The 14,451-nt window shown below is 42.9% G+C and carries 10 protein-coding genes; 3 read left to right on the top strand and 7 right to left on the bottom strand.

The window, feature by feature from the left end; all coding sequences use genetic code 11:
• Positions 1-4: 4 nt before the first annotated feature.
• A complete protein-coding gene (locus tag E2P86_RS02965) occupies positions 5-2,056 on the top strand; it encodes a RagB/SusD family nutrient uptake outer membrane protein (protein ID WP_134430637.1) in 2,052 nt (683 codons plus the stop codon).
• Positions 2,057-2,143: 87 nt separating this feature from the next.
• Here the strand turns inward: E2P86_RS02965 and E2P86_RS02960 are convergent, their stop codons facing one another.
• Genes E2P86_RS02960 through E2P86_RS02950 form a run of 3 tightly spaced genes read right to left on the bottom strand, consistent with a single transcriptional unit; the run spans position 2,144 to position 4,570 of the window.
• Positions 2,144-3,046 carry a class I SAM-dependent methyltransferase gene (locus tag E2P86_RS02960; RefSeq protein WP_134430634.1) on the bottom strand — a complete coding sequence of 301 codons (903 nt, stop codon included), beginning with the start codon at positions 3,044-3,046 and terminating at the stop codon, positions 2,144-2,146.
• Positions 3,047-3,077: 31 nt separating this feature from the next.
• Positions 3,078-3,833 carry an ABC transporter ATP-binding protein gene (locus tag E2P86_RS02955; protein WP_085472207.1) on the bottom strand — a complete coding sequence of 252 codons (756 nt, stop codon included), beginning with the start codon at positions 3,831-3,833 and terminating at the stop codon, positions 3,078-3,080.
• Positions 3,834-3,835: 2 nt separating this feature from the next.
• Positions 3,836-4,570 carry an MlaE family ABC transporter permease gene (locus tag E2P86_RS02950; protein ID WP_085472208.1) on the bottom strand — a complete coding sequence of 245 codons (735 nt, stop codon included), beginning with the start codon at positions 4,568-4,570 and terminating at the stop codon, positions 3,836-3,838.
• A gap of 286 nt (positions 4,571-4,856) precedes the next feature.
• On the opposite strand from E2P86_RS02950, the gene E2P86_RS02945 reads away from it, so the two are divergent.
• Both E2P86_RS02945 and ispG read left to right on the top strand, forming a co-directional pair.
• Positions 4,857-5,786: a LiaI-LiaF-like domain-containing protein gene (locus E2P86_RS02945; RefSeq protein WP_134430631.1), complete on the top strand. Its 930-nt coding sequence runs from the start codon at positions 4,857-4,859 to the stop codon at positions 5,784-5,786.
• 29 nt (positions 5,787-5,815) lie between these two features.
• Complete coding sequence (ispG, locus tag E2P86_RS02940) at positions 5,816-7,837, top strand: (E)-4-hydroxy-3-methylbut-2-enyl-diphosphate synthase (protein WP_134430629.1); 2,022 nt, start codon at positions 5,816-5,818, stop codon at positions 7,835-7,837.
• A gap of 21 nt (positions 7,838-7,858) precedes the next feature.
• On the opposite strand, the gene priA is transcribed toward ispG, so the two are convergent.
• The 4 genes from priA to E2P86_RS02920 form a co-directional block, all read right to left on the bottom strand.
• Entirely contained in the window at positions 7,859-10,339 is a 2,481-nt protein-coding gene (priA, locus tag E2P86_RS02935) for a replication restart helicase PriA (RefSeq protein WP_134430625.1), read from the bottom strand.
• Between the two features lie 110 nt (positions 10,340-10,449).
• The gene (locus E2P86_RS02930) at positions 10,450-12,285 is read right to left on the bottom strand and encodes a glycoside hydrolase family 2 protein (RefSeq protein WP_134430622.1); all 1,836 of its coding nucleotides are present in this window, start codon (positions 12,283-12,285) and stop codon (positions 10,450-10,452) included.
• A gap of 51 nt (positions 12,286-12,336) precedes the next feature.
• On the bottom strand, positions 12,337-13,629 hold the full coding sequence (locus tag E2P86_RS02925; protein WP_134430619.1) for a Gfo/Idh/MocA family protein: 1,293 nt from the start codon (positions 13,627-13,629) through the stop codon (positions 12,337-12,339).
• Positions 13,630-13,811: 182 nt separating this feature from the next.
• Positions 13,812-14,201 carry a DUF423 domain-containing protein gene (locus E2P86_RS02920; protein ID WP_085472214.1) on the bottom strand — a complete coding sequence of 130 codons (390 nt, stop codon included), beginning with the start codon at positions 14,199-14,201 and terminating at the stop codon, positions 13,812-13,814.
• Positions 14,202-14,451: the final 250 nt, after the last annotated feature.

Below are 14,451 nucleotides of genomic sequence, written 5' to 3'. Positions count from 1 at the left end.
AACGATGAAAATTTTCAATAAAATTCTTTTATGTACAGTGGTCGCCACAACGGCCTTGTCCGTATCCTGTAAAAAATACTTAGACGTATCCTCTGAATTAGCGGATAACCTAACGATAGAGGGGGTCTTTGAGAACGCAGATTATACAAAACGTTGGCATGCAAACACGTTTAACTGTATCATCGAGTATTCCAAAAATGCCTCAAGCGCAGATGCTATGAGTAACCCATGGTCAGCTATATCAGGCGAGTTGGTCAGTAACTTTGCACGAAACATTATGGTTTCCGGTTACACCGCGGGAAGCGCGGGGTACCACCGCTGGGCAACCCAATACCAGTATATCCGACAAGCGACCATCTTCTTACAACGGGCCAAAGCTATTTCAGGCACCGGAAACACAGCACTCCCGCAAGATGAAGTAGATCGCATGAAAGATGAATCACGTTTTCTTCTTGCCTACGCCTATTTCACGTTATTGGAGTTATACGGCCCGGTCCCTTTAATAACCGAGCTTGCCGATGCGGAAAACCAAAATATTGATTATGCAAGAGCATCTATGGATGATGTAATCAATTATATCGACGGTCTTTTGGCCGCCGTTATTACATCCAAAAATTTACCGGCAACCATCAAAAGCGAAAGCACCGTTACCCCATACAACACCGGGGAAATGGTACGCCCTACACTCTTAACCGCTTATGCCTTGCGCGCCAAATTATGGACTTATGCCGCCTCAAAGCTTTTTAACGGAGGTTTCACGGAAAGTTTATCCATTGCCAATAAAGATGGAGCACGCCTCTTTCCAGACTACAATCCTGAGAAATGGCAAACAGCAAAACAACGTCTGGAAGAATTTCTAGCGTATGCACATGGTTTAGGCCATAAATTACATGTGGAGTACAACACAGGAGGAACAGTGATCAACCCACATGAGTCCGTCTATCAGGTATTCCAAAAATACAATGACGAAATTATCTGGGCGACGGCATATAACAACTACAGTGATCCAAATGCGCAAGAACGACGTTCAAATCCAGTAGATCTATACGCCAGTCCGACCAATTTTGCAAATATTGGAGTCTCCCAAGAAACGGTAGATGCCTTTTTTATGAGTAATGGAAAAACAATCTACGATTCAGGTTCAGGGTATAAAGAAAACAACTTTATTACCGTAAAAAACCCAACGCACGTAAACAACAATGGAGATCAAAATGTGTACAATATGTATGCAGATAGAGAACCCCGTTTTTATGCTGCGGTAGGATACAACGGTAAAAGCTGGCACCTTCATGCCAATGAACATAATAATCCAAGTGGCGTTTACTACCAATGGTATGGTCGAGGAAAACCATCGGGAATTGCAGGAGGCGAAAACTGGCCTAGAGCCGGATATCTGTTGTACAAATTCAAGCATCGCAGAATTGCACAAGGAAGGACATCTATAGCAGTTGCTGGCGCACCAGGATCACCATTTACCGTGTACACCTCATGGTCTAGGCCATCCATCCTATTCCGACTGGCAGATTTCTACTTGTACTATGCAGAAGTGTTAAACGAGATTAATCCAAATGATCCCAAAATTATTGAATACATAGACAAAATTCGGATCCGAGCAGGCATACCAGGCTACGCGCAAATGAACGCGAACCAAACAAAGACCGGCGTGATAGGCAATAAAGAGGCACAATTCAAAGCTATTGTACAAGAACGTCACGTGGAATTACTCGGAGAAGGCCAACGTTGGTTTGATTTACGCCGCTGGATGATCTGTGATCCCGTAGAGACAAATCAACCCGATAAAGGCGGAGTCGATGGTGATATGACACGAATGTCAGGGATGAATATGAATGGTTTTGATAATGTCGCAATAAAATATGGTAATACCACAACAACGGTAAAGCCTTTGGGAGATCCAGACTCTTTCTTCCAACGAACAAAAATAGAAAACCGTCGATGGGTCAAAGAATACTACTGGTATCCGGTGCCACAAAATGAAATTAATAAAAGCAAAGGCCGCCTGTTGGTGCAAAATCCATTATGGCCTGTTGTTATTTAATCGCAATCAATTTTAATGCTTTCCAATAAAAAAGCGCCCTACTAATCAGGGCGCTTTTATTATTTAAAAAACTAGCGTCGGTGCGTACTATTTTGCAAACTTGCGAAACTTACCAAACACCCCTAAAGGTAATTTAGGTCCTGCTGTCGCTTGCAAATACAATTCACCAATTTCTAAATTCTCTACCGCCGGAAAAGCAGTTTTAATCAAATTCTCTACAATTACAGAAGAAAAACCTAACGAATAGGTATTTAAAATCAAGAAGTGCTCCTTCGGATCCAACAACTGCACAACATCCGTCATCATTTCCATGATATGATCTTCGAGTTTCCATTTCTCCCCTTTAGGACCATGCCCATAGGCTGGTGGGTCCAAGATAATACCATTATACGTATTCCCACGTTTCAGCTCGCGTTTCACAAACTTCAACGCATCTTCAACAACCCAACGGATATTATCTAAATCCGAAATCTCCTGATTCTCATTGGCCCAGGTTACAACCTGCTTGATCGAGTCAACATGCGTTGTATCTGCCCCAGCGGCCTTCGCCATTAATGAAGCTCCACCCGTATACGCAAAAAGGTTAAGTACTTTAGGTTTCTCCGTCTGGAAACTCTTTACAGATTCCGAGATATAGTCCCAATTGACAGCCTGCTCCGGAAAAATACCAACATGTTTAAACGAAGTCAATCCTAAGCGAAATTTAATCGCAGCGTCTTTATTTTTATACGTAATGTGCCAACGATCCGGTGTATGTGGATTCTTCTTCATCCACTCCCCAGAAGTTGCCGACCGTCCCCTAAATTTAATGTGGTAACGTTTATTCCATTCGGCATCGCCTAAAGTTTTCGGCCAAACGGCCTGTGGCTCCGGACGAATCAAAATTAGATCACCAAAACGTTCTAATTTTTCGAAATCACCACAGTCGATTAATTCATAATCTTTCCAATGTTGTGGTGTAAGAAGTTGTATTTGTGTTGTTGTCGACAAAGTATTAAAATTTGGGGCAAAGATACATCATTTATTTTATTGTTGATCGTGCGGCTTTCATCAACGGACTGGCAAACACAAAATCGTTTAATTCCTGAACGTCTGATTGAAGCATATCTTTGTTCGAACCTTCCCAAAACTTCATTCCTTTGTACAAAAAGAGAATGTAATCTCCAATACCCATTACCGAATTCATATCGTGCGTAACCACAATAGTTGTACACTGATACTCCTCGGTAAGTTCCTGAATCAGCTCATCAATAAGGATGGCTGTTGCCGGATCAAGTCCAGAGTTAGGTTCATCACAAAAAAGGTACTTCGGACTCATACTAATCGCCCGAGCAATTCCCACCCGCTTCTTCATTCCGCCAGACAGCTCTGAAGGATAAAGCTTATTTGTGTCCTTTAAGTTTACCCGATCCAAGCAAAAATTTGCACGCTCCAACTTCTCTTTACGACTCATGTCCGTAAACATATCTAAAGCAAAAACAATATTCTGTTCCACCGTCATAGAATCAAAAAGAGCCGAATTTTGAAACAACATACCAATCTCTCGACGAATAGATACGCGTTCATCGGCATTCATGACCGTAAACTCCTGTGCATCGAAGAAAACATGGCCTTCCTCCGGTTCATGCAAACCAACAATACACTTTAATAAGGTACTCTTTCCCGATCCTGACCCTCCAATAATCAAACTCACTTTCCCCGGCTCAAAAGTAGCATCAATCCCGTTAAGGACATGATTATCACCAAAGGACTTATGAATATTTTGTATTTCAATCATCTTTACAACATCAATGCAGTAATTATATAATCACAAGCAAGAATAGCAATACAACCGATTACCACCGCTTGCGTCCCTGCCTGCCCAACTTCGAGCGCTCCCCCACGCACATAGAATCCTTTGTACGCCGGTACCGAAGTAATAATAAAACCGAATATAAACGCTTTCACTAGTGCAACGACAATGGTAAAACCATTAAAGCCACCCTGAATACCCTGAATATAGTCATTCGGTGCAACGGCACCTGACATAGCCCCACCGATCAAACCTCCACAAATAGCACAAAATATAGCGATAATAACGAGTACGGGCATCATAATAATGCCGGCAACTATTTTAGGTAAAATCAAGTAACCCGGCGCGTTAACACCCATAATTTCTAAAGCATCAATCTGCTCTGTCACACGCATAGAACCGATCTGCGAAGAGATGGAAGAACCGACCTTTCCCATAAGAACCAATGCCGAAATCGTAGGGCCTAATTCTAAAATATTAGAATCTCGATTTATCTGCCCAATTACAGTCGACGGAATCAAATCGGAAACCAACTGAAACGCGATTTGCAAGGTCATGACGGCACCGATAAAAGTAGAAATAATCAAAATCAACCCCAATGAACCGATACCTATTTCATTCATTTCATGAAAAATCTCTTTCAAATAAATTTTCCATTTCTCTGGTCTTCTAAAAACGCTCCGTAGCAGGAGTACATACTTACCGAAGTGGTGGAATATCATAGAATGCTATTCATTTATTGTTAATACTATCGCAATATACGCATTAGGGGAAGAAAACTTACCGATACAAAGGTTTATTTCACCGACTATAATAACAAAGTAGCCTAAAAGAGGTTTGATAAAACGACCGTAAATTTTACTTTCGCATCATACAAAGTGACGCGCTGCAAACCGGACACAAGGTGAATTAAAGCAAAGTGAAGGTGCTTTTGGAACGCTTATCCGTGCGCCATTAAAAATTGCACATGAAAGCAAAATTATATAAGTTTACATAGAATTAGAACGTATGGAAAATAAAATAACTTCGGGAATCTGGTTTGTCTTTATAGGATTGATTCTGCTGCTGCATAATTTAAACGTTATTGACTTCAATTTCTGGGCTACCCTAAAATTTTGGCCGCTCCTGATTGTGATCATCGGAATAAATCTGATGGTACAAAATAAAACATATGGCACCTATATTAAGATTGGCGCGAACGTTCTCTTTTTGGGATGGATATTATTCGTCGGTCTTACCTCCCGCAGTTCCGATTGGCGGGAAGCATTATTTACAAACAGGAACGTAAACATAAGCGACCTGGATGGTGATGAGCACTTCGCTAGTGAGGTCAGTTTACCATTAGACAGCCTCACCACAGAAGCAAAACTGGAATTCAATGGTGGAGCAGGCACATTCAACTTAAAAGCTGAAGCCTCAAATAACCTCATTCACGGAATCAACAAAGACAACTCTTCGGGACTATACGTAAAAGGAACGGTGTCAGATAGCATGCCAAAGGTAGAACTCAACGTGAAACCTTTGGAAAAAAAACAAAAGAAAGCTGGTCCAACAGACATCACACTTAATTCCAATGTACTATGGAACATGGAGTTAAATTATGGCGCAGCAACCATTGCCGGAGACCTTTCGACCCTACGGGTTAAAACACTGGAAATTAATACCGGAGCAAGTACAATGAGCCTGAAGCTAGGCATGCCCCAATCGGGAGTATCATCAATTGAAATCGCAACAGGAGCATCCACAATTGATTTCAATATTCCAAAGGATGCAGCGGTACGCGTGAAATATTCAGCCTTCTTATCCAGCAACAGTTTCGAAGGATTAGAAACCAAAGGAAAGGGAGTCGCGCAGACACAAAACTTTGATGCCGCTACAAACAAATATGAAATCCAGATTGATGGAGCAGCAAATACCTTTTCGATTCACCGTTACTAAGTAGAAAATACCTAACTTTGTAGGTAGAGATGGACACAGAAAACGCAAGCACACTGCCGGGGTTATATTGTAACTCCAAAACAACATATAGTCGCTTTTTAACCAGAGAAGTTACCATTGGAGATGTTCCAATGGGCGCACATCACCCAATCCGTATCCAAAGTATGACAACAGTCGATACCATGGATACGATGGGATCCGTAGCCCAAACCATGAAGATGGTTGATGCCGGTTGTGAATATGTGCGTATCACGGCTCCAAGTATCAAGGAAGCAGAAAATCTTGGTAACATAAAAAAAGAACTTCGTCTACGAGGATATAATGTGCCCCTAGTAGCAGATATACATTTTACGCCGAATGCAGCCGAAGTTGCAGCACGGATCGTCGAAAAAGTACGTGTCAATCCCGGAAATTATGCCGACAAGAAGAAGTTCGACCAACTGGAATATACCGATATGGCTTACCAGGGGGAGCTCGAACGTATCTATAAAAAGTTTGCCCCATTAGTCGGTATCTGTAAAGAATACGGGACAGCCATGCGTATCGGCACCAATCATGGATCCCTATCGGATCGCATTATGAGCCGCTACGGCGATACCCCAGAAGGGATGGTAGAATCAGCCCTGGAGTTTATGCGTATCTGTGAGGATCTCAACTTCTATAATCTTACGGTCTCAATGAAATCGTCCAACCCACAAGTGATGGTACAAGCGTACCGTTTGCTGGTGGAGAAAATGGTGGCCGAACAAATGAACTACCCGCTCCACTTGGGAGTCACCGAAGCGGGAGACGGTGAAGATGGCCGGATAAAATCGGCAGTCGGCATCGGCACTTTATTGGAAGACGGTCTCGGGGACACGGTGCGTGTTTCGCTTACCGAAGAGCCAGAAAAAGAAGCCCCTGTAGCCATTGCTCTAGTCAACAGGTACAGCAACAGAGCCAAGCAATTATCCACTGCGCCAACGCGCGAAATCATTAATATATCAGGAAACACAAAGACCGAACCCTATCAAGCTGCCGAAGTAAATACATTTGTGGGCGGAGCCTTGGTTCCACGTGTAATCGTAGATATCTCTCGCGAAAACCTTAAAGACCCGTTCATCTTGACCGCCGTAGGATATCGATACGATGCCCTAAATGACAAATACCATATGGGCGATCAGTCTGTCGATTTTGTGTATTTAGGAGATGCCTTGCCATCGTTCACTTTACCAGGAAACCTGAAAGTCTTGTACAATTATGCAACATGGTTGACACTAAAAGACAAAGCGAATAAACATCCGGTATACACCCTTACTGCATTTTTGGACGCAACCGATAAGGACGCCTCCTTGAACCTCGTTCGAATCACGAATGACGACCTCCTGACAGATGAGTTTGCACATCTATCGTTGGATAAGACTGTCGTTTTCCTACTCGAAACAACACATACCCACGGTATGGCAGACCAGCGTCAATTTTTTAATAATATAAAGTCAATCGGTCTCGACACACCGGTGATCATCCGAAGAAGCTACCCCGCAGCTGAATTTTCAGGACCTGTAGGCGACATCATGGACCCGGAAGAACCGATTTCCAAATTACAGCTATACGCAGCGACTGACTTAGGTGCTTTGTTAATCGATGGACTAGGCTCCGGTATTTGGATCGACTCTCCTGCCACATCAATAAACCACCTGGCTTCGATTTCCTTTGGTGTGTTACAAGCTACGCGCTCACGCATCTCAAAGACCGAGTATATATCGTGCCCAAGTTGTGGCCGTACACTTTTTGATCTGCAAGAGACAACACAGATGATCCGAAGCCGCACAAGCCATCTAAAAGGACTAAAAATAGCCATTATGGGCTGTATTGTAAATGGCCCAGGTGAAATGGCAGATGCCGATTATGGATATGTTGGCGCAGGCCCAGACAAGATTACTTTATACCGTGGAAAGGAAGTCGTAAAAAGAAATGTAGGCGCGACAAAAGCGCTCGATGAACTCATAGATATTATCAAGAACGACGGACTTTGGGTCGATGTCGACCTTGCGGAATCGATCGAAAATTAATCCAAAAAAAACGATCCGTACTTAGTACGGATCGACATCAATTGAAATCCGTACGGATCTATTCTGTTTATCAATCTCAAAATGGGTGATCGCCTGTCGGATCAGCTCCTTCACTTTTACGATGCTAACCTGCCCACGTTCAATTTTTAACGTAATCGTTTGAATAAAATAATTCCTTACCCGTGATATCAAAGGCGGCTCAGGACCTAAAACACGTGCGCCTAAACTTCCGCGAAGCAAACTCGCCAATCGCACTGCAGCATCATGAGTTAGCTGCAAGTCTGTATGTTTCACATCAAGTTTAATGATACGATAAAACGGTGGATATTGATAATTTTTTCGCTCCTTCACCTCCGTCATGAACATCCCCTCATAATCATTGTGCAGCACTTGCTCTAAAACCCGATGATTGGGCGTATGTGTCTGAATAATCACCTTTCCTTGTTGATCCCGACGTCCCGCTCTTCCGGCCACTTGAGAGAACAAAGAAAAGGCCCGTTCATAAGCGCGGAAGTCTGGGAAATTAATCATCGCATCTGCACTGATAATACCAATAAGACTAACACGACCGAAGTCTAATCCTTTGGCCACCATTTGCGTTCCGATCAGAATATCAAACTCATGATCATCAAATGATGTTATAATCTTATCAAAGCCATGCTTCCCCTTTGCCGAATCCATATCAAGTCGACCGATGCGCGCTTCAGGCAACAGCAGCTCAAGCTCCTCCTCGATCCGCTCCGTACCAAAGCCTTTACTTTCAATATGTGCCATCCCACACCCCGGACAAATCTGAATCGGTGGTTCATGATGTCCACAGTAATGGCAATGTAGGTGATTGGTCGACTTATGATACGTTAAGCTCACATCACAGTTCACACATTTTGCCACCCACCCACAGGTGTTACATTGCACAAAAGGCGTATGTCCACGTCGGTTCTGAAAAAGAATAACCTGCTCCTTTCGTCCGAGTGCATCCGTGATCCCCTGCAATAGAGTACCACTAAAATAATTGAACATTTGTCCTTTGCGGCCGGCCTCCGCAACATCCACCAATTCGATGATTGGAAGTTGAGAAGCACCGTAACGTTCCTTCATTTCCACCAAACCATATTTTCCTGCTTTTGCATTGTAATAGGATTCGATCGATGGCGTGGCCGATCCCAATAATACCTTCGCTTTATGAATACCAGCTAAATAAATCGCGGTATCCCGTGCATGGTAACGTGGGGCTGGTTCATATTGTTTATAGGAACTCTCATGTTCCTCATCAACAATAATCAATCCCAACTCCTGGAACGGTAAAAACACAGATGATCGTGCACCAATAACAACTTCATACTCCCCATTTAGAACCTTACGCCACACCTCCGCACGTTCATTATCATTGAACTTCGAATGGTATACTCCTAGTTTATCTCCAAAATGAAGACGCAACCGCTCCGTAATTTGCGCAGTTAGTGCAATTTCCGGCAACAGGTACAATACTTTTTTTCCAGATGCAATCGCAGATTCGATTAATCGAATGTAAAGTTGGGTTTTCCCTGAAGCGGTAACACCATGGAGCAAAACCACATCCTTTGCTTGAAAGTCAGCCTCAATGCTCGCCAATGCTGCCTCCTGCCTCTCATTCAATGTAAAGTCGGCCGTAATCTCCAGATCTTCCCCACCCAAGCGAGAAACAATCTTTTCTTGAAGGACAAATACGCCCTTCTCAATTAACGAAGCAACCACGCCGGCACTAATACCTGCCGCCTCCATAATATCTTGCCGAGTAATATCTTCTTTCGTCTTTTGTAACTGCAACAAAGCCAACACCGCATCTTGCTGCTTAGGAGCTTTATTCAAGGAATCTAACAAAATACGTTTCCCCTCCGCATCCGAAAATTGAGAATCCAAAGAAAGAAACGTCTTGACTTTCGGCTTATACCGATCCTTAATTTCCTCTGAAATCAAAAGGTATCCTTCGTCAAACAAGGTTTTTAATAGCGGAAAAACTGTTTTCTGTCCCAATAACTTAACGACATCGTTAATCGTTAATTCTCCAGCAACATCCAACGCCTCCATAATCATATATCCCTTATCGGTAAGGAGAGAACGATCCAGGTCTTCATTTTCCGCAGCAACAATTTTGGTCTCACTGGCCATTTTCATAGCCGCAGGTAATGCGGCCTGCATAATCTCCCCCAGATAGCACAAATAATAATCTGCCATCCATTCCCATAAAGTCAATTGCGTGGGATCGAGGATCGGTTGATCATCGATTACATTCAGGATATATTTTGCTTCATAGCCCAAAGGAGCCTCATGGCTAACCTTATGTACAACTGCAGCATAGATCTTATTGCGCCCAAATTGCACAATAACGCGCTTCCCTACCGCCACATGATCGTTCCATTCCACAGGAACACGATACGTATAGGTCTTTGCGATATACAAAGGCAAAATAACTTCCACGAAGTAGGTTTCCCGACCGGCACTAAACAAAGATGATGCTACCATACCCAACAAATATAACGGAAGTTTTTCGGTCTCTATAGTGGGTACCTATAAAAAGATACGTTACCTTTTCATGGTAACGTATCTCCTATAAAATCTAAAACATAAACGTATTAATAGGTATACAACACCTGATGCATTTCATGCAACTCGTCAACAGGTATCTTAATAATTTTACGATCATACGTCATCAATCCATTCGTTTCAATCTCCACATCGGTAGTCTGGGTATAGACAGCAGCCGATAGACCACGTGGGATCAACTTATGAAGGTCTTTTACCAAACCCGCATACCTTTTCTTAAGCTCCTCCCCATTTTTAAAAGACTGATAACCCCAGTTATCTTTTTGTTGCCAGGTGTGTCCTTCTACCGGTAGACCTAATCCTCCAAATTCGCCCAACGCCAAGACAAAATCCTTTCCAAACAGCCCTGGATCAGGCATTGCAGCATCCGGGTAATTATGTAGATCAAGGATATGGCCCACATACGCAAAGTTACCTCCACTAGCACTATTGACCAATCGGGAAGGATCATACTTCATGGTCCAATCTGTAATTTCTTTCGTCTTAAATTGCCCCCACGCTTCATTAAAAGGAACCCAAATAACAATGCTTGGGAAATTGTGTAAAGCATCCATTATTGACCGCCACTCCTTTCTATACATCTTTTCAGAATCAGCACTCCTATCTTTATCATGCTGGCCACTGGAAATCTTTCCGGGATGCATATCCCATGCATTCCCGCCTAAATCCCCGCTAGGCATGTCTTGCCACACCAAAATACCAATGCTATCGCAGTAACGATACCAGCGAGCAGGTTCTACTTTGATATGCTTACGAATCATATTGAATCCCATCTCCTTCGTCTTTTCGATATCAAACTTCAATGCTTCGTCCGACGGAGCAGTATGTAAACCGTCCGGCCACCAGCCCTGATCCAATGGTCCGTAATGGAAAACAAACTTATTGTTCAACAACATGCGCTGAATCCCTTTATCATCTTTTTGCATACTGATCTTCCGCATAGCGAAATAACTCTTCACCTCATCCACAACCTTCCCACTTCGCATCAATTTCACGCGTAAATCGTAAAGCTTAGGATGGTCCGGGCTCCACAAAGAAACACCCGGTAACGACAGCTTAGTCTCTACACCATGCTTCGTTTTCCAATCTCCAATTTTAGTCGCACCATCATACGCCTCCACAACCACCTCCTCATCCCCCCGAGCCGATGCAATATCCGCCGAAAAGAACAAAGCGGATTCATCAACATTTGGCGTCTGTTTTGTTTTAGCAATATAACTGGTCGGCACACCTTCTAACCAAACGGTCTGCCAAATACCAGTAACAGGGGTATACCAGATACCATGTGGATTTCTAATTTGCTTCCCACGAGGCTGAGGGCCGTCGTCTGTCGGATCCCAAACACGCACCACAATCTCTTGCCGCTCTCCTTTTTTTAACACGTCGGTAATATCAAAACTAAAAGGATCAAAACCTCCCTCATGTTGACCGATATGCTGCTTATTCACGTACACATCACAACGCCAATCCACAGCGCCAAAATGCAACAACACTTTTCCTTTCCGTAAGCTGTTATCTACGGATATTTCCCGTTGATACCATAAAGATTGGTTGGTAGCAACGGTTCTCCCCACGCCAGAAAGCGCAGATTCGATCGCGAAAGGAACAACAATATCGCCATCCCAATGTGTTGGAATCTCTTTTTGATCTTGGTCAACAACGGTATATCGCCATTTTCCATTTAAATTTTTCCAATTGCCTTTTCGCTCAAGCTGTGGCCGTGGGTACTCTTGATGCGGACGTAGTGGATCAAGGGTCTCCCCCCATCTCGTCTTTATCTTATGCCCAACGACATTTCCCTCCTGCCCAGACGTGGAAAAAAAGCTTACCATCATCAAGCAAAAGGCGGTCATTTTCATTTTCATAAAATAATGTGGTTTTTATAGGTGATTAGTTTAGTTTGATTTAAATCTTATTTAGCTTTCGTGCGGAATTTTATATCCGTTGTGGTACGGTGCGGCCAGGTATTTGTTCGCCTCACTATCGGTAAACCGCTGCTTACCCTTATCCCAGTAGATTTTTCGCCCCGTCCGATACGCCACATTTCCCATCTGCGAAAAAATAGCGATATGAGCCCCCGCTTCTAAGGGTGCTTTTAACATCCCTTTATCTTTAGCAACAATAGCATCTACAAAATTAACCATATGCTTTTCTAGTCCATTATCACTTGATTTCTGCAACGGAACAGCCGGCCCGCCATCTTTCTCCGGAATAACTTCCCAACCGTTTCGATTCACAATCAATGTCCCGTTATTCCCAATAAATGCAACGCCATGTGTCCGGTCATAAGGACCTAGATCCATCCCCAATGCATGCTCCCATTGGATATAAAAATTATCAAATTCATAAACAGCAGTCAATGTATCAGGTGTTTCAGCAGCACCATTAGGATCCGCAAAATTACCACCGGTAGCCATAATCGATTTTGGAGTAGTCGCCTTCATCCCCATCAACGCATAGTCCAACATATGCACCCCCCAGTCTGTCATCAATCCCCCGGCATAATCCCAGAACCAACGAAATTCAAAGTGAAAACGATTGGGATTAAAAGCTCTTTTTTGTGCTGGGCCCAGCCATCTATCATAATGCACACCAGCGGGCACAGCGGTGTCCGGTTTCTTTACAATATTCTTTTTCCACCCAACGTAGGACCACGCTTTCACAAGTCGTATATTCCCGAGCTTACCTGAGTGAACATAGTCTAACGCATCTTGAAAGTGCTGCTGGCTACGTTGCCATTGCCCAACCTGTACAATAACATTCCCCTTCTTTTCCGCAGCTAGCATAACCTCACACTCGCGGATAGAGTTCCCAATTGGTTTTTCTACATAGACATGCTTTCCGGCCTTCACGGCATCAACAAACTGCAGACAATGCCAATGATCAGGCGTAGCAATAATAACGGCATCCACATTACTATCACGAAGCACATCTTTATAATCCACACAAGTCTTCACCTCGATACCACGCTCTTTGAGCTCATTGGCACGTTTTTGTAACACATTCTCATCGATATCGCACAATACAGTACAAACTGCTCGATTCGTTTTTAACAAGGCATTTAAATTAGACCATCCCATACCATTAGCGCCAATAAGAGCGACGCGAATCTGTTGATTAAAGGAGGTAAGAGGATGAGCAAACGACTTCAGGTAAACAGTAGAAGCTGCTAATATAGCAGATGCTTTAATAAAATCTTTTCTATTCATTCGGTTTAGTTATTGATTAGCTGGTAAAAGGCTCCCGCACTTTTTCGTATCACACTGTAAGATAGCATTGTTTCGCGAATTTTCGAAAGACCAACACTATGCTACAAAAATATTACAATGTCCTAAAAACAACAAAAGCCACGCTGCGAGCAGCGTGGCTTTCCATTTATTCTTTACGTGCCTTAGGAACGATTTCTCAAGGCGGCGATAAATAACCCAATCCAACCGACAATGAAAAACAATCCACCGATCGGGGTCACTGGACCCAAAAATTTAAACCCCTCTAAGCCTATTAAATCTCGCACACTTAAGAGATATAAGGAGCCCGAAAACAAAATAATACCTACCGTAAATGCCCAAAAAGAAACCCGGATAGAAGCATTTTTTGCCCGCGAAAAAGTAGATAAAAACAAAAGAGCAAGCGTATGATAAAAGTGATACTGGTTTGCTGTTTTCCACGTCCCCAAGTGGTACTCATCAACTTTACCTTCCAAACCATGTGCTCCAAAGGCACCTAATATCACGGCAAATACGCCAAACAACGACGCCATTAATATAATCTGTTTATTCATAAAAGGGATTAATTGCTCAAACTTAATTACGCTTATAAATGTATAAAATATACTCCATAAAAACACGATTTTTGTCTTTTTTGTGGCGAGAATCACTATTTAGCCCCCTTATTGGACGACCTTAAAGGAGGCACCAAAACGGCACATGACAACTATATAATTAAGTGATATTTTACTATTTTTGTTTTATTCACCATCAAAACCTAAACCGAAAACACACATTACCTGAATGTTTATGATTTTTATGATA

Origin of the sequence: Sphingobacterium psychroaquaticum (genome assembly GCF_004421025.1) — a bacterium.
Lineage (GTDB): Bacteria > Bacteroidota > Bacteroidia > Sphingobacteriales > Sphingobacteriaceae > Sphingobacterium > Sphingobacterium psychroaquaticum.
Note: the sequence above shows the minus strand (reverse complement) of the source record. Positions and strands in the feature narration are given on the sequence as shown.

Coding starts and splice junctions, on each gene's coding strand:
- E2P86_RS02965 (WP_134430637.1), top strand. CDS start 5: ATGAAAATTTTCAATAAAATTCTTTTATGTACAGTGGTCGCCACAACG.
- E2P86_RS02955 (WP_085472207.1), bottom strand. CDS start 3,833: ATGATTGAAATACAAAATATTCATAAGTCCTTTGGTGATAATCATGTC.
- E2P86_RS02950 (WP_085472208.1), bottom strand. CDS start 4,570: ATGATATTCCACCACTTCGGTAAGTATGTACTCCTGCTACGGAGCGTT.
- E2P86_RS02945 (WP_134430631.1), top strand. CDS start 4,857: ATGGAAAATAAAATAACTTCGGGAATCTGGTTTGTCTTTATAGGATTG.
- ispG (WP_134430629.1), top strand. CDS start 5,816: ATGGACACAGAAAACGCAAGCACACTGCCGGGGTTATATTGTAACTCC.
- priA (WP_134430625.1), bottom strand. CDS start 10,339: ATGGTAGCATCATCTTTGTTTAGTGCCGGTCGGGAAACCTACTTCGTG.
- E2P86_RS02930 (WP_134430622.1), bottom strand. CDS start 12,285: ATGAAAATGAAAATGACCGCCTTTTGCTTGATGATGGTAAGCTTTTTT.
- E2P86_RS02925 (WP_134430619.1), bottom strand. CDS start 13,629: ATGAATAGAAAAGATTTTATTAAAGCATCTGCTATATTAGCAGCTTCT.
- E2P86_RS02920 (WP_085472214.1), bottom strand. CDS start 14,201: ATGAATAAACAGATTATATTAATGGCGTCGTTGTTTGGCGTATTTGCC.